Annotated in this window: 18 protein-coding genes; 4 read left to right on the top strand and 14 right to left on the bottom strand. The window is 32.0% G+C overall.

What is annotated here, in order from left to right; genetic code table 11:
• Nucleotides 1-505 precede the first annotated feature (505 nt).
• The 4 genes from E5167_RS03815 (at nucleotide 506) to E5167_RS03800 (ending at nucleotide 4,657) form a co-directional block, all read left to right on the top strand.
• The gene (locus E5167_RS03815) at nucleotides 506-1,549 is read left to right on the top strand and encodes a hypothetical protein (protein WP_136841225.1); all 1,044 of its coding nucleotides are present in this window, start codon (nucleotides 506-508) and stop codon (nucleotides 1,547-1,549) included.
• Between the two features lie 41 nt (nucleotides 1,550-1,590).
• Nucleotides 1,591-2,910: a hypothetical protein gene (locus tag E5167_RS03810; protein WP_136841221.1), complete on the top strand. Its 1,320-nt coding sequence runs from the start codon at nucleotides 1,591-1,593 to the stop codon at nucleotides 2,908-2,910.
• A 46-nt stretch (nucleotides 2,911-2,956) separates the two neighbouring features.
• The gene (locus tag E5167_RS03805) at nucleotides 2,957-4,015 is read left to right on the top strand and encodes a Kelch repeat-containing protein (protein ID WP_136841219.1); all 1,059 of its coding nucleotides are present in this window, start codon (nucleotides 2,957-2,959) and stop codon (nucleotides 4,013-4,015) included.
• 120 nt (nucleotides 4,016-4,135) lie between these two features.
• Nucleotides 4,136-4,657, top strand: coding sequence for a YybH family protein (locus E5167_RS03800; RefSeq protein WP_136841217.1), 522 nt, complete (start codon nucleotides 4,136-4,138; stop codon nucleotides 4,655-4,657).
• Nucleotides 4,658-5,181: 524 nt separating this feature from the next.
• Here E5167_RS03800 and E5167_RS03795 read toward each other — a convergent pair.
• The 14 genes from E5167_RS03795 to E5167_RS03730 all read right to left on the bottom strand — a co-directional run bounded on the left by E5167_RS03795 (nucleotide 5,182) and on the right by E5167_RS03730 (nucleotide 22,609).
• The gene (locus tag E5167_RS03795) at nucleotides 5,182-6,621 is read right to left on the bottom strand and encodes a SusD/RagB family nutrient-binding outer membrane lipoprotein (protein WP_136841215.1); all 1,440 of its coding nucleotides are present in this window, start codon (nucleotides 6,619-6,621) and stop codon (nucleotides 5,182-5,184) included.
• Between the two features lie 12 nt (nucleotides 6,622-6,633).
• The gene (locus tag E5167_RS03790) at nucleotides 6,634-9,816 is read right to left on the bottom strand and encodes a SusC/RagA family TonB-linked outer membrane protein (protein WP_136841213.1); all 3,183 of its coding nucleotides are present in this window, start codon (nucleotides 9,814-9,816) and stop codon (nucleotides 6,634-6,636) included.
• Nucleotides 9,817-10,237: 421 nt separating this feature from the next.
• Nucleotides 10,238-11,302 carry a serine hydrolase domain-containing protein gene (locus tag E5167_RS03785; protein WP_136841211.1) on the bottom strand — a complete coding sequence of 355 codons (1,065 nt, stop codon included), beginning with the start codon at nucleotides 11,300-11,302 and terminating at the stop codon, nucleotides 10,238-10,240.
• 163 nt (nucleotides 11,303-11,465) lie between these two features.
• Nucleotides 11,466-12,977 carry a serine hydrolase domain-containing protein gene (locus E5167_RS03780; protein ID WP_169301369.1) on the bottom strand — a complete coding sequence of 504 codons (1,512 nt, stop codon included), beginning with the start codon at nucleotides 12,975-12,977 and terminating at the stop codon, nucleotides 11,466-11,468.
• Between the two features lie 17 nt (nucleotides 12,978-12,994).
• Nucleotides 12,995-14,983: a M13 family metallopeptidase gene (locus E5167_RS03775; protein WP_136841207.1), complete on the bottom strand. Its 1,989-nt coding sequence runs from the start codon at nucleotides 14,981-14,983 to the stop codon at nucleotides 12,995-12,997.
• An 11-nt stretch (nucleotides 14,984-14,994) separates the two neighbouring features.
• Complete coding sequence (locus tag E5167_RS03770; protein WP_136841205.1) at nucleotides 14,995-15,501, bottom strand: DUF3575 domain-containing protein; 507 nt, start codon at nucleotides 15,499-15,501, stop codon at nucleotides 14,995-14,997.
• Between the two features lie 37 nt (nucleotides 15,502-15,538).
• Complete coding sequence (locus E5167_RS03765; protein ID WP_136841203.1) at nucleotides 15,539-15,985, bottom strand: nuclear transport factor 2 family protein; 447 nt, start codon at nucleotides 15,983-15,985, stop codon at nucleotides 15,539-15,541.
• 98 nt (nucleotides 15,986-16,083) lie between these two features.
• Nucleotides 16,084-17,232, bottom strand: coding sequence for a DUF418 domain-containing protein (locus E5167_RS03760; RefSeq protein WP_136841201.1), 1,149 nt, complete (start codon nucleotides 17,230-17,232; stop codon nucleotides 16,084-16,086).
• A gap of 213 nt (nucleotides 17,233-17,445) precedes the next feature.
• Nucleotides 17,446-18,951: a M61 family metallopeptidase gene (locus E5167_RS03755; protein ID WP_136841199.1), complete on the bottom strand. Its 1,506-nt coding sequence runs from the start codon at nucleotides 18,949-18,951 to the stop codon at nucleotides 17,446-17,448.
• Between the two features lie 7 nt (nucleotides 18,952-18,958).
• On the bottom strand, nucleotides 18,959-20,431 hold the full coding sequence (locus E5167_RS03750; protein ID WP_136841197.1) for an alpha/beta fold hydrolase: 1,473 nt from the start codon (nucleotides 20,429-20,431) through the stop codon (nucleotides 18,959-18,961).
• Nucleotides 20,432-20,488: 57 nt separating this feature from the next.
• On the bottom strand, nucleotides 20,489-20,875 hold the full coding sequence (locus E5167_RS03745) for a hypothetical protein (RefSeq protein WP_136841195.1): 387 nt from the start codon (nucleotides 20,873-20,875) through the stop codon (nucleotides 20,489-20,491).
• Between the two features lie 2 nt (nucleotides 20,876-20,877).
• The gene (locus E5167_RS03740) at nucleotides 20,878-21,468 is read right to left on the bottom strand and encodes an alpha/beta hydrolase (RefSeq protein ID WP_136841193.1); all 591 of its coding nucleotides are present in this window, start codon (nucleotides 21,466-21,468) and stop codon (nucleotides 20,878-20,880) included.
• Between the two features lie 83 nt (nucleotides 21,469-21,551).
• Nucleotides 21,552-22,154, bottom strand: coding sequence for an FISUMP domain-containing protein (locus E5167_RS03735; RefSeq protein WP_136841191.1), 603 nt, complete (start codon nucleotides 22,152-22,154; stop codon nucleotides 21,552-21,554).
• Between the two features lie 17 nt (nucleotides 22,155-22,171).
• The gene (locus E5167_RS03730; protein ID WP_136841189.1) at nucleotides 22,172-22,609 is read right to left on the bottom strand and encodes a YybH family protein; all 438 of its coding nucleotides are present in this window, start codon (nucleotides 22,607-22,609) and stop codon (nucleotides 22,172-22,174) included.
• Between the last annotated feature and the right edge of the window lie 19 nt (nucleotides 22,610-22,628).

Raw genomic sequence — 22,628 nt, 5'->3', positions numbered from 1 at the left:
AATATGAGCTATCAACACTTTTTAAGTACTCTTTGGAGATTTACCTTTCAATTTCTTTGAAAATAAAACTTAGAAAATAAAACTTAAAGGAAGATATATTTGAACATGTAATGCCTTACAAACATTTACAAGAATATTATAAGAGTTAACTTTTTGATATGGTGGAGATAAATAGCAATATCTCTAACAAAGTTTTATTTCACCTAATTGAGTTAGTTTGAAAACAATATTGTTATTTAATAATTTGCTTTACTAGCACTAGGTATTAAGTAACCATAAATTTACATAATTAGCCAACCGATATACAGAGATAGATATAGGAATTTTTCTGGCACATTAACGGCTTAGTATTAATAACCTCATATAGAATCTATTATCATCGAAAATAATTTTTTGATAAATAGATTTTAAAAAAATGTGTTAACATATGTGATACCCTACAAAGATTTACAAATAGATTAAGGAAATGACAGTAATTTGTATTTGCAAATAAATATTATCTATTATGAAAGGACTTTTCACATTTTTTTTCTCGCCTTTAATAGTTTTCGGATTTTTAATTAAAGTTGATTTTCAAAACTCTTTAAAGATTGAGCCTGACAGTTTTATGAATGTAAGTATTCAAGATGAATTAACAACCGAACATAACGAAGATTTATTCGATTTTTGGATAGGTAATTGGGAGGTTACTTGGAGTGAAGCAAATAATAAAATGGGTAAAGGGATTAATGTGATTGAAAAAGAGTTGGACGGCAAAATCATTAAAGAGAACTTTCAAATTACTGGCGGAAAAAATAAGGGTTTTAAGGGGGTGAGCGTATCAGTATTGAATCAACAAACCGGAATTTGGAACCAAGCTTGGGTCGATAATGCTGGCAGTTATTTGAGTTTTACCCAAGATAGAGATGAATTTGGTAATTTAATTTTTGTTACTAACAAAGTAGAAAAAGATTCTTTGAGTATCGTATCTCGCATGGTCTTTAAAGATGTTAAAACCAATTCTTTTACATGGGATTGGGAAGGAAGTGTTGATGGTGGTAAAACCTGGAAATTAAATTGGCGTATTAATTACTCTCGAATTAATAATGATATTTCTAATCCATCATTGACTGATTTTAGCGAAATGATTGGCACATGTAATTGTAAATCAAAACGCATGGGAAATGATGGAAAATGGCTAGAAGCTATTGATGCTACTTGGACATTCAAATATATTATGAATGGAAAAGGGGTGCAAGATGATTTTTTATTGGCTAATGGTTTAAGCGGTGGTAGTATAAGACAGTATAATGAAAAAGAGAAATCTTGGTATGTTCATTATTATGCATCAGACTCTCCTTCTCCTACTCTTCAATCATGGAAAGGAAAAAAGACTGAAGATGGAAACATAGTTTTATATAGTCCTCAAAAATCATCTAGTGGAGAAGATGGGTTTTTAAAACTTTCATTTTATGACATCTCAAAAAAAGGCTATAAATGGAAAGGAGAATGGGTTAATAAAGATGAAAGTAAAACAAATCCTTTTTGGATGATTGAATGTGTTAAATAGTCTTTAAGAAGAAATACAAAACCGTTATAAACAGTGATAAATTGGATTTAGGTATATTAAGATATAAAATTAGAATGAATACATTAAGTTATTTAAAAATTGCTGCTCAATGTTTTTGTTGCTATTTCTCAATTGCATACACCTTTGGTCAGACCTCCCATAGTGTATTAAATAGTCTTATCCATGCTAATAGCTATGAACTAACACTTGATAGCAATGGAGATCTTGGGGGAAACGGGTTTAACTTTATAAAAGAAAAAACCCAGAGTGTTCAATTTGTTAACTTAGGAGAACAACATCAAAATAAAGAAATTCCAATTATTGCAACGTCAATTTTTAAGTATTTAAACAAGCTAAAAGGGTTCAACTATGTTGCTTTAGAACAAGACCCTTTAATAGCTAGGCTTTCTTCTCAGGAACCATATAAAGGAGATAGAAAGAGAATATATGAATTAGCGAAAAAATATTTGCATGGATTTACATTTTATTCTGATCAAGATTTGAATTTGGTAGCTGATGTTGGTAGCTTATCCAAAGGAAAGGGAAATGCCATTTGGGGAGCAGATCCTACCATAGGAATGTCTCACTATTTGGACGAGCTACTCAAATTAAAACCTTCAAAAGAAGCAGAAAACATATTAATCCAATTAAAAAATAAGGCAAACCTATATGAAAACAAAAGGGGAAGAAACTTTGAAAGCTTCATGTCAGGTAAAGAAAATGTGGATATAAATAAAAAAACGTTAGAAAAATTAAAGCAATCATATAGACTAACAGAAGGCTCCTATACAAATTTTCTGATAAATAATCTTATAGTTGGAAATAGAGTAAAATGGAATTATCATTTTAAGAATCATTATATGCATAGTTATGAGAGAGAAGAGTTTATGAAATCTAGGTTCATTCAAGAATACAATACTGCTTATAAGCTTGATAATAAATTACCAAAAGTAATGACAAAGTTTGGTATATATCATAGCTATTCAGGCATGAGTGAGAATAATGTGCTTACATTTGGTAATTTCTTACACGAATTTGCTAAATCGAATGGAATGGATTCATTCACTTTGGCTATGTATGTAAATAGTGATAAAAATGGGTATAGTAGATTAGAAAAATGGGCTCCCTATATGGTTCCGTTTATTAATTCTGTATCAAAAGAAAAAATTGTGATTATTGATGTTTTGCCTTTAAGGGAATATTATGTAAAAGGAACCCTATCAAATGATTTAAAAAAACTTGGTTTAAATAATAGAGACATTTTAAATTTTAAAAGACATTTATTTGGTGTAGATGCTATACTTTTAATAGGAAATGGAACTTTAGCCACATCATTCCAAACAGGAATTAAAATTGAATGATTCTTTAAAATGTATTTGTTAGAAATATGCAAACAAAAGTAGTAATATGAATAAATCATACGACAGTCTAGGCAGATACATGAAAATAAAATTAATAGTTTCTATTCTTTTGACAATACTTAGTTTTAGTAGTTATAGTCAAACCGAAACCGCTATAGGAGTTCGTAATGCACAAGCTATGGCTTATAATTCAGATGAGTCCAAAATATATCTTTTTGGAGGTGCAAATCATGAAAAAGTAATGAATGATTTATGGTGTTTTGAAAAGGATGAATGGATTCAAATTGATTTAAATAATAAACCAGAGCCAAGAACTTTTTCAAATTTAGTGTATGACTCAAAAAATGAAAGGTTAATACTATTTGGTGGAAATAAAGTTTTATTTGGTGATGGATCTAATTCAAATACGCTTCTTAATGATACTTGGGAATTCAAAAATGGTCAATGGAAAAAACTAACCACAAAAGGAACACCTCAACCTAGAGCAGAAGCTGCTATGGTCTATGATGAAATAAGAAACAGAGTTGTTTTGTTTGGAGGTTATACCTTTCAAGATAAAAGCTATAAAAAGTTGAATGATACTTGGGAGTTTTACGAAAATGAGTGGCATTTAATAACTAATGATGGACCTTCAGCTCGGAATGGAGCAGCAATGATTTTTGATATAAAAAATAAGGTTTCTATCTTATTTGGCGGTAGTACAATTGATAGACAATATGGTAAGACTAAAGGTGAAACTTGGTCTTGGAATGGTAAAAAATGGAGGAAATTTAAAATAAGCAAAACTATTGGGATTTTTAACGCAGCTATGGTTTATGAAACAAACAAAAAAGAAATCCTCAGGTTTGGTGGTTGGAATGGTAAAACTAGGATTAATGAAACATGGGTTTTTAGAAATAAGAAATGGAATAAACTGAATACAAAGAATAGCCCAGAATCTAGAAATCATAGTTTTATGGTTTATGATGAGCAAAACAAAAGAACAATTTTATTCGGTGGACATGATGGGGATTTTGTATATGGTGATATTTGGGAGTTTAAAGATTATAAATGGAAAAAAATTAAGAACACAAAACCACAAAAAAGAATTGAAAATAATCACTAATCTTTTTCAAACAATTTATTCAAGTATTATCGAAAAAACAGGAATATGATTATCAGAAACTAAATGCTAAATTTTAACTTAATTGTTTTAATTTAAAATGATAAATCAAACATATATATTATGAAAAATTATATTAAAAACAAAAATCACCTAACAGTTATCTTAATTCTCATTTTATTTATTACTAATAGTTGTAACACTAGTAATACTAAAATTGAAGAATTATCAGAAAATGATTTAAAGGATATTGAACAATTGGAAAACGATTATGTCAGAGCCTGGTTTGATGATGATCAACAAAATGCTGTGTTAAATGTCTTTGAAGATAATGTAGCATTTATTCCGCATCATGGTGATAAACCTGTAGTTGGTATTGAGAATCTGAGAAACTTCTTTTGGCCGGATGGAATTGGAGGAATTGTAAATAGTTTTAATCATTACCCTGATAAAATAGAAGGGAACAATCAAGTAGCTTGGGTAAGGGGTAGATTTGATATTAAATATTCATGGATAATTGATAAGGATACAACCACCACAGTTAATGAAGGTAATTATGTGTTTGTTGCAAGAAAACGAGAAGATAATCAATGGAAAATAGCAACTTTTATATTTAATGATCCTGTTGCTCAAATTAAGAATTAGAGACATCGTATTTATCATTGAAAATCATTAAAGCTAATTTATACTAAGCATTAGTGCTAATTAAACAAGACATTTTCAGGAAAATATAATAAACTAAAAGCACAAATTGAAGAAAAAACAAAACAACTTATAAACTTACTCTCTAAAAAGTCGAACCACCAAAAACTCTTTAAAATTGCTAATAACCCTTGTGATTTCTATGCATCTTTAAACTATAATGACAAGCGTGCATTCCAAAATATAGTATTCCCTGAGGGTTTTAAATATTCATTGAAAAATAAGGAATGTCGAACCAATAAATACTTGAATTAGAAAAATTTATCAATCTATTTAACCGTAATAATTAACTAGCTAATATTTCAAAATAATTTTTATTTCATTAAAAGTAGGTTTATAATCAAAATTGTCTATTTATATCTAAATATAAGATTAATTTAATGTTTTAGTCATAAATATAATTAGCAAAAAGGCTCAACTTTAAAGTTGAGCCTTTTTATATAAATAAAGTAAGTTGTTTTGCTATACTAATTTACATCCCACCAAAGTTTCGTGTAAATATCATCTATTCCTTGAGCGGCAACAACAGCAGCATAGTTAACAGCATTGTTATCCTCTACAGAAGGGTCATACGCATCTCTTTTTGGAATTTCTTGAACAGCAGCAAAAGGAGATGGTGGCAAATAAGGCGCATCTAATCTTCTCCATTCAGCCCATGCTTCAGGTCCATTTAAGTAAAGTGCCACCCACTTTTCATAAGCAATATCTGCAATTCCTGTGTAAGGATGTGCAGCAATATAAGCTGTAGCGTCAGCAGGGTCAACACCCCAATAGTCCATGGAAGCTTGAATTCCAGCAGCATAATGAGTTGCTGCATCTCCTGTAACTGTCCAGCCTTTAAGAGCAGCTTCTGATAAAGCAAATCTCATTTGAGCAGCAGTATATATTGGAGATGGGAAATCGTGTTCATAAATAATATCACTTGTGATAAATGAATAGTCAGGAACATTACCATTAACCGCTCCATTAGGAGCACCAACATATCCAGCATCAATACCTCCTGGGAAGTTTGGTGAAGGGTGAACACTATCTCTAGCTTCTTCAGCCATTTCAAACAATCTTGGATCTAAGTTTGATCTTAGGTTTTCCACCATTGTTACTGATAAGATATAATCTTCACGCGTTTCAAAGTTATCATACCAAGGACTATTACTTTCAGCATCAGTTCCATAGTTATACTCTAAGTTATCTGCGTTATCCATCACTATCATTCCAGAAGCTGCAGCTTGCTCAAATTTTGTTTTAGCTAACGATGGATTAACATCAGAAATTCTTAATGCCATGGTTGCTTTTAAGTTATTACCAAAAGCTGCCCACTTGTCCATATCTCCTCCAAACATAAAGTCTCCAGTTGGACCAGTGTCACTAGAAATCATAGCTAATGCCGCATCAACTTCAGCAAACATAAAGTTATATAAACTTTCTTGAGAATCGAAAGCTGGACTGGTATTTTCAATCCCTTGGAATGCTTCAGTCCAAGGTAAATAACCCCAACGATCAGTCATATACTGTAAATAAAAAGCTCTTAAAAGCTTAGCCGATGCTAATTGGTTTTCTGTAGCACCATATGCTAAAGCTCCAGCAGGAGCCTCTTCATTGATATTGATAATCTCATTCAAGTTCATCATAGGCCCTGTGTACCAAGCGTCATAACTTGCCGTAAGCGTTTCATATCTTGATGACCCAGGATACTGTCCTTGGGTGATATGTTGCATGTACAAAATTGCTTTTTCATCTACCATGATTCTATCCATCCAAGTTAATGCAGATGCAAATAACTGTGATGTTACTGGCGATGTAGGTCCGTTAGGACTTTCGTTTGTATTACCGTAATCAATAGTTTCACACGAACTAATGAATATGGAAATGCACATTAATAATGCAATATTTTTAATTAATTTATTCATTTTTCAATTTTTTTAGAATGTTAATTTAAGGTTCGCTCCAATAGATCGTGTAATTGGTAATTGTCCAGCTTCAGCCCAGTTATAATTTGTACCAGCAGGACCTCTTTTTTCAATCTCTGATGGATCCACCCATTTCATGTCAGCATCAATCAACCATACATTATTTGCAAAAACACTAAAAGACGCCGCTGACATACCAAACTTGCTTACAAAATCCTTATCAAAATTGTAGTTCAGTCTTACAGTTCTTAACTTGATGTAAGTTGCATCATGAAGGTTGTTCTCATAAATATTACCTAGGTTACCCAAGTTATACAGGTCTTGTGCTTCCACATAAGTATCAACTACTGTCCCATCTGAGATTGGATCTCCGTTGGCATCTGTACCAGTTTCCAGCAATCCAACAATGTGAACACCACCACCATTAGCTACAGGATCCCTTTTTGGGTTGCCTTTGTCGTTAAGACCAGCCGTTTTTGCTGATAAACCTGAGTGATCCATATAACGTTCTGTTCTAGAATAGTACTTACCACCTTTTTGGAAGTCAAAGCCTAAACTTAAGTCAAAGTTTTTATAACTCATCGTAGATGTTAGACCACCTGTAAAGTCTGGCAAGATATTCCCCAGTTCTTTGTTTGTTTTACGACTGTAGAAATAACGTCCACCACTTGCTGCTGAATATAATATTTCACCATTAGGACCAGTAGCAAAACCTCTACCTATTAAAGTACCCCATTCTTTACCTACAATTTCCATAAGTTTCATGTTTGAGGTATAGGTGCTCATTTCTCTTGAATTGATGTCTCCGTAGATTTTGTCAACATATCTATTAAGCGTAGCGAAGTTCAATGCCAAGTTCCATGTAAATTGGTCATTCTCAATCACGTTACCGCTTAGGTCAATTTCAAAACCATTAGCCGACTGTTGTCCAGAGTTAATAGTTGTTGTGGTATAACCAGTAGAACCATCTATATCAATATCTACAGGTAAATCTTTGTCTAATCTATCAAAGTAAGATAAGTTAACATTTAATTTGTTGTTAAAGAATCTTAATTCGGCACCAAACTCAAATTCTTCTCTTACACCACCTCTAAGATCTGGATTTGCTTGGTGATCAGGAACATCCAAACGACCATATCCTTGATATAAAGCATCAGTATCATAAACTTGTGAGGTTAAGTACGGATTAAGTGGAAAGTAAGGTGCTTCAGCATACCCTGCTCTAAATTTAGCAAATGTCAACACATCGTTTTTAGGGATTAAAGATTCATGAGCTAAGAAACTTAAAGAAGCTCCAAAAGTTTCAACTCTATTATCGTTTGCTGCTGCTGTAGAGTTCCAATCTATTCTATAAGACCCATCTAAATATAACATTTTTTTGTAGCCCACAGATCCTTTAGCAAAAATTCCATCTCTTTTTTGGGATTCTTGAGTGTTTTCTGCAGTAAGTGGATCACGAGATCCTGCCAAGTTATAAAACTCAGGGATGGATAAGTTTCCATTGGTAGTAGCGTACAATTGTCTATAGTCTATAATTATTTTTTCTGCACCAATATTAGCGGTCACATCTAAATCTCCATTCATAAAAGTATCACTATAGTTTGCCATAGCAAAATAATCTGTTCTTTCGTTTTGCCAGAAATCTTCGTCATAAAATGCTGGATCTAATAAACTTTTTGTGGTACTACGATCGTCTTGTCTGTACTGGTTAAATGTTTTTCTAATCTCAGCAGTCAAACTAATATTGTCATTGAACGTATAGATCCCACCTGCTTTACCAAAGTAAGCGTTCTTGGCAAAATTTCTATCGTTTTCATATGAATGAAAATATGGCATGTCCCAGTATAAAGGACGTGCATCTCTAGGACCACGAATATTCCAAGAAGCTATTTGACCATTACGCTCATAACGTCTTAAACGTTTAAAATCTAATTGTCTTTGCCACCATTGGTTAAAATTGGATCCTAAGTTGGAATACCCTTGATCTGGGTTGTTCAGCATATTTCTGTCCTCAATGTTTACATTCGCAAAGAATTCAAATTTATCAGACATTTTATACGAAGCATTTGATGAAAAACGAACTTGCTTGTTATAAGAATTCGGTACGATACCGTTAGCTTCCACATAAGCAACCGATGATCTTATGTTATAATCTTCCCCTGCTTTAGCAAAAGATAAGGTTGTATTGGTGGTAACGGCATCTTCATAGAACGTTTTGATATCGTTTTTAGAAGGAGACCAAGGTCTTAATTCACCAAACTCTGGGGTTCCAGGAACCCAACTATCCCAGTGACGCACTAAAGTACCATCTAATCTAGGTCCCCAACTTTCATCTGCCCAGAAATCTGGATAAAGCTGTCCGTCAAAAGAAGCCCATTCAACAGGGTCTTGAGCTGGATCATAAGTAAATGTATTGAACGTTTGACTATAACCACCACCATATTCGTTTTGGTAATCAGGTAAGTTGGTTACTTGGTTTACAGTTACAGCTTGATCAATCGTAAACGTAGCAGCTCCAGCTTCGGCAGTTTTTAACGTAATAACTACAGCACCATTTCTACCAGGAGGTCCATACAATGCTGTCGCAGAACCACCTTTAAGTACAGAAACATCTGCAATGTCTTCTGGGTTGATGTCGTTAATAGCATATACAGGCACACCGTTAACAACGTATAATAAATCTGTTTCACCTCTTAAACGAATTACAGAAGGGTTAAAGGTTGTACTACTTTGGCCAACAATCTGCACACCAGCAATTTTACCTGCTATGGCATTGGCAACATTCGTGTCTTTACCTTTAACAAGGTCTTCCCCTTTTACAGATTGTTGTGCATAACCAAGAGATTTCTTTTCTCTTTTAATACCTAAGGCTGTTACAACTACTTCATCTAATAATGCAGCATCTTCCTGCATCGTTACATTGATAGTGTTAGAAGACCCTACTGTTTGCTCAACAGTTTTAAGACCTACATAGGTAAAAGTTAGGACATCACCAGCACTGGCATTAATGGTATAGTTACCATCAAAATCTGTTTGTGTTCCATTAGTTGTACCTTTTACAATAATGTTAACCCCAGGAAGAGGCATTCCAGATTCATCTGAAACCGTTCCCGAAATTGTTTTTTCTTGTGCTATCACTGAACTGACCATGAAAATCGACAGAAACAGCAACATGTAGTAGTTTTTTACTTTCATATATAAAAATTTTAGTTAGTTAAAATTCCAATCCATGAAAAGGGAAACAGAAAAATCACAATAATGACCAATCCCGTTAGTTATTACTTGAAATAAGTTTATTAGATTTTTATACTAATTACTTACTATAACCAACCTGTACTCTTCTCCTAATTGGGTATTTTAAGGATGAATTAAAGACATTATATGACACTATTTTTTCTATTGATAACATTGAGTTATTAATTGATATTTAGCAACTATTATTTGATATAAAGAAAAGAGTGATGCTTATCAAGCATTTTTATAGTATGGTAAGAGTATGTAATAATTTGATATCCATGCTTAATTTATTGATAAATACAATCTTAAGGAAGGTATTGGGGTTCTTTACAAATTTCTTTTTGGGGTTACTTAATAATCAATGGGGCTTATAAAGCATTTAATCCTTAAAAATATTTACAATTCTTGATGGTAATTCTTGTGTAATCTCACTACTATTTGATCTATTGTATTGAGCTTTAGTATTGAAAACTATTACTAAATCTTTCTCAGGTACTACAGTAATATTTTGACCATAAGCTCCAAGTGCCGAATAAGCATTATTAAGTCTTGTATCGCTTGGGTTTTCCCAAAGCCACCACATATAACCATAACCATAATCATAATTAGATTCTTTCATCACTGGAACACTTTCTTGCATTTCTTTAGCTGTTGTCCTAGTTTTTACCATTTCATCAACCCATATTTTAGGAATGACTTGTTTATCTCTCCATTTACCTTTATTAAGCATTAAAAGTCCCACCCTAGCTAAATCTCTCGTAGAAAACCACATAGGGTAGGCTAAATATTTTGATTTTGTTGTATCTCCAACCTTTTGATGTCTTGATCTATTCCAATCCTGCATATTTAATGGCAAAACCAATTGTTCTTGTACAGCGTCATAGATATTCTTACCCGTTTGATTTTCGAAAATAAAACCCGCTGTATTAAAGTCCCAATTATTATACAGCCATCTAGTTCCTGGTTTAATGGTTCCTCTTTTCTTTAAATATTTCACCCAAGTTCCAGCGTTACTAGCAGGAAGATAAATTCCTGATCTAGCAGAAATCAAATCTTCAATGGTTGCTTCCTTTTCTATTGGTAACAATGGGTTTATATCATCAATTTTTAAATCTTTGATTGACATTCCTAAATCAATTTGCCCACTTAATACGTACTTACCATAAAGCATAGACAAGATACTTTTTCTACAGGAGGCTATATAATTAGTTTGTTCAACATCTCCATATTGAAAGATAATCTTTCCTTTATGTACTACTAAAAGACTTGTTATTTTAGTACTATCTGTTAAAAACCTATGAAGATCCATACTCTTTTCAATATTCCAACCTTCTGCTGCAGCTTGTTGATTATATTCCCATTCATTTCCTGGGAAGGTTTGAGCTAACAAAACTAATTTACAAGTAAAGAATATAAAAAGTGTTATAAAATATTTTCTTTGCATAATTAAAATTTAAATTAAAAGCCTCATCCCTACGAACGAGGCTTTAAAAGTAAAATCGAATTCTAAGCATATTAGTAAACCAAAGTACTAACCATCAAAAAGAACTTCAACTAATATCACTCTAAATCCATTCAATTTCACACTTTAACAATAAAATTAAACATTAACTGGAATGGTCTGTTATCATATACCATTTACCGTTTATCTTTTTTGTGGTTACCGAAAACCATCCCCTTAAAAGCTGTTCTCTATTTTCAAACTTTAAATTGAATCTACCTGTAACAAAATAAAGGTTGTCTGATAATTTTCTAATATTCACATTATCATAATGTAACTTCCCCATTCTTCCTTTAGGGAAATACCGCTTATAATCGCTTATAATATTATCGTAACCAAACGTTACACCTCCAGTTGAAATTGTTTGGATTTGATCTCCATTACTAGCATATGCCTTCATATAACATTCAATATCATCATTATTCCAGCAATCCTCTTGCTTCTTGAAGTTTTTATTAATCTCAGCAACATTAATATCATCTAAATGCTCAGCAATTACTTGATCTAATTCATAAATATACTTTTGCATAAGTTGATATTGATCATCATTATTTATTTGAATAGCAATACCATATTGATTGTTTTTTGAGTATTCTACTTGAGATACGTGTCCAGGAAAAAATCCAGAATGTCCATAGCGAACATCACCTCCTTTGTCCCAAATAAAAGAACCAAGACCATAGCCACTGTAATAAGGTTGTCCACTACGCATATGAACAGGTGTACGCATTTTATTTTTAATGTCTTCACTTAAGTAATCACTCTCATGAATATACTTTATTAGTTTTGCTAACTCTATTGTGTTAGTAACATAACCGCCACCAGCCCATTCAAAAGAAGGGTTTAATGTTAAATCTCCATTTTCATCTAAGATTTTTTTAGGTACTTGAAAAGGGTTTTGTCTTCCTACATATCCTTGTGCCAAATTTGCCAACTTTAGTTTGTCAGATGGGTTTGTATTCTTTAAATCCAACGGTTTTATAATAGCTTCATCTATTAAATCATACATCGTTTTTGAAGTAACCTTTTCTACAATTATACCTAATAAGATAAAATTGGTATCTGAATAACTCCACCCTCTTCCAGCTGGATGCACAGCTTCTTTGTTTGAGATATACTTGATACATTCTATTGGTGTTCTATGTTTTAATGGGTTTTCCTTTAACTCATTTAAAAATTCTGGCTGAAAAACATGTCTTGGTAAACCACTTGTGTGATTTAAAAGATGAACAATTTTTATGTCTGAACTATTTGGAAAAGAATTGAACCAATCTGTCTCCCCAAGGTATTTTGATGCTTTGTCCTCAAAATGAATCTTACCCAATTCAATTTGTTTTAGAATAACAAGATTAAAAAAGAGTTTACCTACACTTCCAGCCAGCATTCTTGTGTCTGGTTGCATTTTTTTATTCTTTTCTATATCACTATACCCTGATGCTATATTTATTTGATGTTCATCATCAAAAATAACAGAGCACGTTATTCCTGAAATACCTTCTTGTTTAGAAATATCATCTAGCTTTTCTTGTAAACTTTCCTGAAGCTTTGAATAAACATCTTGTGAATAAGTATTAAAACTTAAAGCGCAAAGTGCAATTACTGTAATATATTTTTTCATCTTATTAAAGTTAAAAACTACCATATTTCTACAATTTCTTTTCTTCTCATTTTACTTCCAACTGGAATATTAAAAGCTTTAAAGAAAGGTTCAAAATTTGAAAGCGCTCCATTTGCTCTATAAAACCCTGGTGAATGTGTGTCCGTTTTTACTTGGTTTTCTAGAGTTTCATCTCTAAATTTAATTCGCCACATTTTTGCATAAGCTATAAAAAATCGTTGCTCGTCTGAAAGTCCATTAATTACTTTTCTACCATTTTTTGCTTGATTTATCTTCATGGCTTCGTAAGCAATAGCTAGGCCTCCCAAGTCTCCTATATTTTCACCAAGTGTTAACTTTCCATTTATTGAAATTGAATCTAAAACTTTATACTCATTATACTGTTCTTCTATTTTTTTTGCTTTTGCTTCAAACTTTTCTCTGTCCTCTTTTGTCCACCATGATTTTAAGTTACCATCAGCATCATAAAGGCTTCCATTATCGTCAAACCCATGAGAAATTTCATGACCTATTACGACTCCTGCTGAACCGTAGTTTGTAGCGTCATCTGCATTATAGTCAAAGAAAGGAGGGTTTAAAATACCTGCCGGGAAAACAATTTCGTTTCTAGTTGAAGAATAATATGCATTTACAGTTGGTGGAGTCATGCCCCAGTCATTAGGATCAATGGGTTCTCCAACCTTATTAATTTCCCTTAAAATGTCATGCTCTGTAAGCCTAACAACATTGCCAAAATAATCGTTTCTTTCTATATTAACTGTTGAATAATCTAACCATTCGTCAGGATACCCTACTTTAACCTCCATTTTTTTCAACTTATATCTTGCTTGCTCTTTAGTTTGATTTGACATCCAAGAGTATTGCCCAATACGCTGATGAAGTGCTTGTTTTAAGTTACTAATTAACCCAATCATTTTATCCTTATTTTTTTTAGGAAAATATTTTTCAACATAGAGCTTTCCTAAGGGCTGTCCTAAACTCCCATTAACAGCCGCTTGTGCAACTTGCCATCTTGGTAATTGCTCCTGGGTACCTTGTAGTGTTTTTCCATAAAATTCAAAGCTTCTGTCACGAATTTCTTTATTTAATAAACCAGTAAAATTTCTAATAACTTTCCATTGCATATATTTTTTCCAATCTTCTATTGAAAAATCATTAAGCATGCGATCAAACATTGCCAAAAATTCTGGTTGTGATACTAGCACGTAGTCAACTTTCTTTTTAATTCCTACTTTTTTAAAATACCTTTCCCAATCTATATTAAAAGTGAGCTGATTGAGTTCTGTTAAACTCTTTTTATTGTAACTTCTTTCAGAGTCCCTACCTTGAACAGGAGTTCTATGAATTCTTGCCAATAAGGTTTCCATTTCAAAAACTTTTTCAGCAGCTTCTTTCTCTTTTCCAGGATGTAGCTGAGTTAATTTGTACATATCTTCAATTAAATCAAGATACCTTTTTCGGAACTCCTTATATTGATTATTATCCTCTAAGTAATAAGCTCTATTACCTAGACTCAATCCTGCTTGATTAATCCTTAAGGCATATATAGTACTGTTTTTTGCATCAACAGTGGTGTAAACATTCATGGGTGCAGATACTCCTTGCAAATAAAATTCTCCTGTTAGATCTAAAAAATCTTGTACCGTAGAAATTTCATTTATACTATTAAAATAATCTTCTAAAGGTTTAACACCTAAGTTTTCAATGGTTAAAGTATCCATAGCACTTAAGTACAAATCGGCTACTAGCTGTTTTGTCGAGCCCTTTTTGTAGCTCATTTTACTTTTTGAGAGTCCCTCAAAAATTCCTTTTATACGATCTTGGTTTTCAAAATATACTTCGTGAAAACTTCCCCAAGAACCATAAGCTGCAGGGATTTCTGTTTTATCCATCCATTCGCCATTCACGTAGGTATAAAAGTCATTTTGTATTTGGGCTTTATCTTGAGCAAGTACTACGGTTGCATATACTCCTAATAAAACAAATAAGTAAAATTGTTTTTTCATAATTACTGTTTTTAAAAATTATAACCCAATGTAACCCCCAAATTAGGCAAGAAACGAATACCTCCTAAATCTAACTTCACATCGCTATCTAAACTTAAGGTTCCTATACCTACAATGACTCCTAAGGTAACATGAGAGTTAAAAATCCATTGATATCCTGTTGTAACCCCAAAAGAAGATATATTAGTTTTTATACTATCATCATTTTTATCATCAAGATTTAAATATGTATAGTGAGGCCCAATATGCCAACCTTCCATTAAAGCCTTATTGGATGAAAAGTAATATCTTCCTTCTACATAATACCCTAAGCCTGTTGATTTTGAATCATTGTTATTAACCCGAGTTGGTATATCTGAATACCCAAATTGACCTAAAATTGAGAATTGCTTTGAAATAGAACGTTCATACTGAACACCAAAATTTCCAAAAAGCACACCAGCTTTAGCAATATTTTCTTGCGCTACTAACTTTGATGTAGCCAGAATAATTACAGACATTAGAATTATTTTTCTCATAACATTGATTGATTTTTTTTGATTGAATTTTTCTCTTTTATTTAATTATTTTTCCTTCAGATGTTTTTGAAACAATCCACCATTTGCCATCACTCAGTTTTAATAAGTTAATATGATCTGTCCAAACAACTAAACCTTCTAAAGTCACTTTAGCTAAACAATATGCTGAATTATTAAACACCTTTGCTTCTAGTATTTCAGAATTGATTTTTAACTTAGACCAATCAGCATTAAAAAACTTAAACATCCCTTCTCTATTTACTTGAAAAAAAGCATTGTTTCTCCATGGGTCAGACCAACTTAAGTGGAAGTTTTGATGAAAAACCTCTTTAAGTATTTCTGGGCTGCCAGCTTTATAACCTTTAAAATAAGTTTGTACTGTAGAAATTACTTGTTTTTCAGACTCATTATTTTGTGCTTTGGAAGTTGTAAATGACATGCAACAAATAACAACACATAATACTTGCAATTTTTTCTTTATCATAATTGAATAATTTGGACTGCAATATGTTAATTAGAGAAATGAAAAAATTGTAAAAAAGAGACATCCTCTGTTAAACTAATGTGAAATAAAAACAGCAACTACTTTTTTGGAGATATTGCCAATTTACGCCACATTTTCTCCAATAAACCTTGTCCCATATAATTCAGGCATATTTTATTTAAAAAGTATATGAGTACAATTAACAACAGCATGCATACTTGTACTTGCCCAGGTGATAAAAGATTGTATTGTCCAAATCCAATAGAAAAAAACAAAATACTTGCTGTTACGCTTTGCAAGATATAACTGGAAAGGGATGTTTTACCTAAAACTGTTAATGGTTTTAAAACACTTTTACCAAAACCATACTGACATGCAAGAACAATCGCCGATAACAAAAGTAAAGACGTACTAAATTGATCTATATACATAAGTAGGTTATACCCTAAAGTTTCTTTAAATGTACTGGAAACAAAACCAAGGTCAAAAACCGCTATTACAATTTTATATACTATTGTAAAAGATAAAATCTTCTTGTATAAATGTTTATTGGTAAAGTTTGATAAAAATTTAGTTTTTGACACATACAAACCAAAAACATAACAAGCCATAACTGGAGGGAAATAAAAATTCCTTACCCACGGCATTTGCCTAATAGACAAATAGTACCTTACCCTAAACCAACACTGCTCCAAAAAATTACCTTTTTGAAACAATAGTATTTTTTCATTCACATCTATTTGCAGACTACTTGTGTAAGTTCCCCTTGACACCCAACCATAATGCTGTAATATCATTAAAACAAAAGAATAAAGTGCTATAGCGACCCCTAAAAACAAGAAAAACGATTGCTTTTTCACAAACCTTAAAAGCAAGGTTCCTATTAAACCAAATAGGGCATAATCCAATAAAATGTCACCGTGAAAAAGTAATACAATATGAAACAAGCCAATAAAAGAAAGTACTACATTACGTCTTAACAAAAAACCGAAGTTTTGCCACTTATTCCATTGCATTCCCATTCCCAAACCAAACAAAAAAGCGAAAATGGTGGCTGTTCTTCCTCCAATAATATCATCCTTAATAAAATTCAACATATTTGAATACCAATACAAACTAGGAGCAAAAACTTCTGACAACCTTTCTGTTGGGTATGCAAAATAGACTATGTTCACCATAAAAATGCCACAAATGGCAAATCCACGAATGGCATCTAGCTCAAAATATCTTTTAGATGATTGTGTCATTCATTATTTTTTGGAATACATTAAATACTTAAAAGTTCTTATTAACTTTTTTGAGTTAACCTTAAACTTTTAGCATTGAAAAATCTTCATGTATTGCGACACAAGATGCGAATTAGTAGTTTCAAAAAATTGTAAAAAATGGACAGTTTAAAATACCCTCTTATACTGCTAGATTTGAATATATTTGAGATTCGTTATATAATAAAATGCGTTTTACAAACCAACTCCAAGAATTCCATTTAAAATGTTCTGGTCTTGTTCGGCTGCACTTTCTTTCTTTGTTATCGTTAAAATATTCTCTTTAACTTTAGCCTGTAATGCAATTTGGTTTAAATACTGTTCCAAAGGAATTTTATTAACACCATTTACATATTTATCAAAAAAATCTGATTGACTTTCACCATTTAATTTTGCTAGCTCCTCTTGAATTTCCACAAGGGTGTAATTGGCATCTGTACCACCATATTTTTGGTATAAAAACCGCATTAAGTCGTCTAGACTTTTTTCATTTTCGGAATTATTGCGTATTAAAATATCCTGAGACATACCCACAAACATACCTCCAGCATAAATTAATCCCCAATGATCATGTTTTTCTTCACCATTTGTCATTGACAGCTTACCCACACCTTCATCTTCGGCATATTTTTTATAGAAAAAGTCACTAAAAAAATTAAGACTTGATTCATCATTTAGATAATCAACAGCGCGGAGTGCTTTTAGTGCATAGTAGTTGGTAAAACCTTCTTTTAACCATTCTGTTTCATTATTTTCAGGGAAAAATGATCTCCCATTCCAGAGATGAAAAAACTCATGAGCAAAGAAAAATCTAGAAATGGTTTCAGACAGTTGCCCACCATCTTTACCAACCAAAACACTAATGTGGTTACCTATAGCTTCTCCATCTGTATTTTCACTAGAGCTCATCACTACAATAGACTTATTGAATGGATTGTCTTTTGGTGGTTTTGGTAAGCCTCCCATGAGTTTTATATAATAATCTAAAACACCTTCTGCCAAGCTTTGAAACTCTTGCTTCTTATCTATAACGCCTTCATCACCTAATGCGAAAATTAATTCAAAATCGTCTCTTTTTACATTAATCTCTTCATGCGTTCCAGCAAAAATCATGGCATTTGCCAAGTTTGAATATGTGACTGCCTGAAATGAATGTGCATTGTTATTCTTTTTGTGCCAGGGAGCTGTAACTTGCCATTTTTCTGGCAGATTAAAATCAACATTAATGTTTTGCCATTCATCACCATTAAATATTAGTAATGCTCTTGTGGTGTAAAACACCCCTAAATCGGTAGTATAAGCAGCGCCGTCAATACCACCACTCCATTTATAATTCTCGTGATCTAAATGTACACTATAGGATAGTTTTACCTTTTGGTCATTTGCCGAATGGATTCTCCATTGTACATCGGTAAGTTCATCAACATTCAATAATTTACCTTTTTTATCTGTTACTTTTAAATTATGCACAAATGTGGTCCATCTGTTTTCTAATTGATTAGCTCCTAAACCCATATATAGCAAACTATCCTTTGGCACAAAAGCTACTTCCACATCAGCAATTTTAGGATTAGAATCTCTTATGGTTATTGTGTATGAAATCTCATCAACGTTTTTTTCACTTTTTGGCTTATCAGAACAACTGTAAACCATAACAATAAGTAACATTAATAATAATTGGTGTATTCTATTTCTATTCATAATATGCTTATTCTTCTGTTTTTAAATCCAGTTTTGCATTAATTTCTTTTGGTATTATCAAACCTTCTGGATACTCTGAAGCTAGATAATCTATCATTATAGGCTTTATGCTATCCAATACTTCTTTAAATAAATCATGAGAGCCGTATTCAACTTTTAACATTTTTGGTTTGTTAAAATAAGCCGCAATGTCATAGGCGTTTTCAGGAGGTGTTCTCGCATCTTGGCTACCATAAATTAAAAGAATGGGAATATTACTTTTAAAATCTTCAGCTAAACTGTTTGCCAATTCTTTATTTGGAATCAGATCGCATGCAGAGAAAATCACATTATTGAGTGCATCTTCCAAGATGGTTTCAAACTTTTGTGTGTTTACCAAATCCCTTCTTTCTTTAGTGGCTCCAGAAGCACAATCTGTTAACACAGCCATTAAATTCTCCTGTTGATTTACTCGAATATTTATAGCCTTTTTTGCTAACCAAGTATAATTACCTTGATCCATTTGAAGGTAGTGAACTGGTAACGCTCTATAACCCTTTCTTCCTAACTCTAAAGCAGTGATAAGTTGTAGGTCGTATTTTCCTAATACAATATCAACCTGCTTATTCGTTTCAGGGTGTAAAACCTCAACCTTTATAGGATTAGATTCTAATAATGTTAATTGTTTTTTTACAAGATCTTTAAATGATGATATTTGATGATTTAAGTTTTTATCTTGTGATACCAAATCAGAAAGTTGATTTAGAATTTTATCTGCATTAACAGGTAACTTTACCGTATGAGTTAAGCCCTCTGGACTATCTAGTAGTATTCTGTCAACATTATATGGGTATTGTTTAGTGTAAACTAGTGCATGATGCGAACCAAAGCTTCCACCAAAAAGCATGATTTTATTATAGCCTAAAGTCTTTCTGATATCGTCTATATCATATACCATAGAAATGACATTGTACCCAGACAAATCCCTGTTTTTTTCCTGCCAATAGTTACTACAATTTTGAATATAACTTCGATAGTTTTCAGCAAACAAGTCAAAACTTAAAGGCTCATCTAAAGGTAAACTATAATTACTAGGACATAATAGATTTGGATTAGACAGTCCGTTACCTCTTTGTTCTAAAACAACAACATCACTTCTAGATGAAAATTCGTATAATAAAGGTGCAATATCCTTAATCTCCTCTAATACCGAAGGATTATCTCCAGGACCACCTGCTAGGACAAAAATTGGTGGTAAAGGATTTTTAGCTGTTGTTTTTATTCTAAAAAAAGGGACTTGAATACTTTTTGATAGACTATCTTCTCTATTCTCTTTAAGGTTTACATATCCCAATTCACCATTAAAAGATTTCCCTTGATAGGTTTTATATTCTACCAACTCTGTTTTATAGGCATCCTGTTGTTTCTCTTTTTCAACATCTTTACAACCAAAGGCAAAAGTTAAAACTACTAATAATACTTTTATTTTTTTTCGTTTCATTTTTACTATTAAAACTTCTTTACGAGCTTATTAAATGAAATATAGCTTTTGATTTTTTTAATTACCTATCTCTTCTAAAAGCCAAATAAATCCTTCTAATAAATATTTATCTTCTGGAAGTTCATGGCCAATTTTTAATTGCTTTAAATAAAATAATACTTTGCTACTTTTTAAATAGCTTTCAATATTTACATTATCATACAATAAATTCTTTGTTTTATCTAAAGTGCCAATTATGGAAGCAACTTTTTTTAACTTCTTACCCTTAATTGAGTAGTTTTTAACTTTAAAAGGTCTTCCTGAAACGGAAAATATACCAGTAAATATATTAGCGTATTTTGCACCTAAATAATAGCTTAAACCACCTCCTTGCGAAAATCCAAACAAATACGTTCTATTTTCATCTATCAAAAAATCTTCTTTAACTTGATAGTACGATTTCATAATTATATTTTCTGCTCTATCATTAAACTCCAAGAAAAACTATTTCTACCTACTACTTCACTTCCGTGTGGAATAATAATGATATATTTTTTTAACAGATCAATACTTTTAATTAAATCTAAATACGTTTCAGGCGATTCTCCATAACCATGTATGAAAATTAATAGTGGATATTTTGTTTTGGGATCGAAATTTTCTGGCCTAATAATCTTAATCTCTCGTTTCTTTTTATTATAAAAATCAATTTCCGTCCGCTCTTTCTCTATTAATTCTAAAAAAGCCTTTTCTTTTAGGAGATTTATAAAATCTTTATCTTCACTAAAACCATAAATTCCCTTTTGAAAAGCCACATTTGCCAATTGAAGTGTTTTTGTTTTAGAATTTGCCAATGCATAACTACAACTAGCATTGTAAAAATCGTTTTTATCATTACTCTTTAATGCTACCTTTTCAAATAGTATTCCGGCCTTTAAAAACTTTTTTGATGAATAATAAAAAAACGCACTATCTCTTATTGCATCGATATCTTCTTGAGCTCGCAATGTTACAGAAGCGAATAAAATGAATCCTATAAAAAATAATTTTTTAAACATTTTAGCTATATTCTAAATATTAAGCAAATTTCCAAGAGTTCTAATTCGAGATTTGACATTCCATTGATTTGCCAATTTTTGGTTTAATTATTTTCTTTTATTAACCTAACACTTAAAGCTGTTTTTTGACTATTAGTGCCCATTACTGCTTTTTTATTATATTTTGGTGTTCCTCCTCCATCACCATGATCTTCCCTAAAATAGCAATACCAAGCATAAATTTTATAATGCTCGTTAGATGTCCAGATACCAGCTCCTTTTCCAAATTGGTAAACATTTTCAACTTCTACATACCTAGATCCGGCTAATTTTACGTTAAAATTTGACTCTCCACCCACTCTTAATGCATTGTATGCTTTTCTACTTTCATTCCCTCCGTAAACATTTAACAGCTTTAAAAAATCTTCTTTAGTTGGTAACCTCCACCCTGATGGTACTGCCTTTTTTGCTGCTTCCCAATCATATAAATAGCCATATTCTGACACATTACTTTGGTTATTATCTGGAGCCCAACAACCTTTTTCTACTTTGAAAGCTAAGTTTTCAGCTAACCAAGTTTGATCACCAATACGCACAGTTTTATATGTTTTTCCGTCCCTTGAATCAGTATATGAACCTATCTTTTGAGCTACAGTTATTTCAAAAAAACTAACTGATATTACTACTATTAAAATTAACTTTTTCATTTTCCTTATTTTAAATCTTAATCCCAAACAAATTTCCAAGAGCCATCATCTTGACGTTTCCAAACCGAATGAAACACGCCTTTGCTCTCCACATCGTTTCCTATGGAATCTTGATAGGTAAATGTATAGTAGCCATAGGTATAGCCAAAATCGCCAGAAGCTGACACCTCAACATAATCTGGTTTCCAAGCCAAACCTTTTGATACTTGAGGTTCCATAAATTTAGTGATGGCTTCTTTTCCTTTTATAAGTTGGTTACCTCGCATTAAAACAGCATTATCCGCTGCATACGCTACAAAAGCCTTATTCATACCTTGCTCTTTTGCCATTTTAGCAAAAGCCGCTTCGGTGTCTATAATTTCTTGTTTCCATTGTTCAATGGCTTTTTCACTTGTGCTACTTGTACAAGAAACCAATAATAGGGTTCCTACAAAAGCATAGATAATTTGTTTCATCTCTTAATAATTATTGTTT

This window comes from Pontimicrobium aquaticum (assembly GCF_005047595.1).
In the GTDB taxonomy this organism is placed as follows: Bacteria; Bacteroidota; Bacteroidia; order Flavobacteriales; family Flavobacteriaceae; genus Pontimicrobium; species Pontimicrobium aquaticum.
The sequence above is the reverse complement of the archived record's forward strand: the minus strand, read 5'-3'. Positions and strand labels throughout refer to the sequence as shown.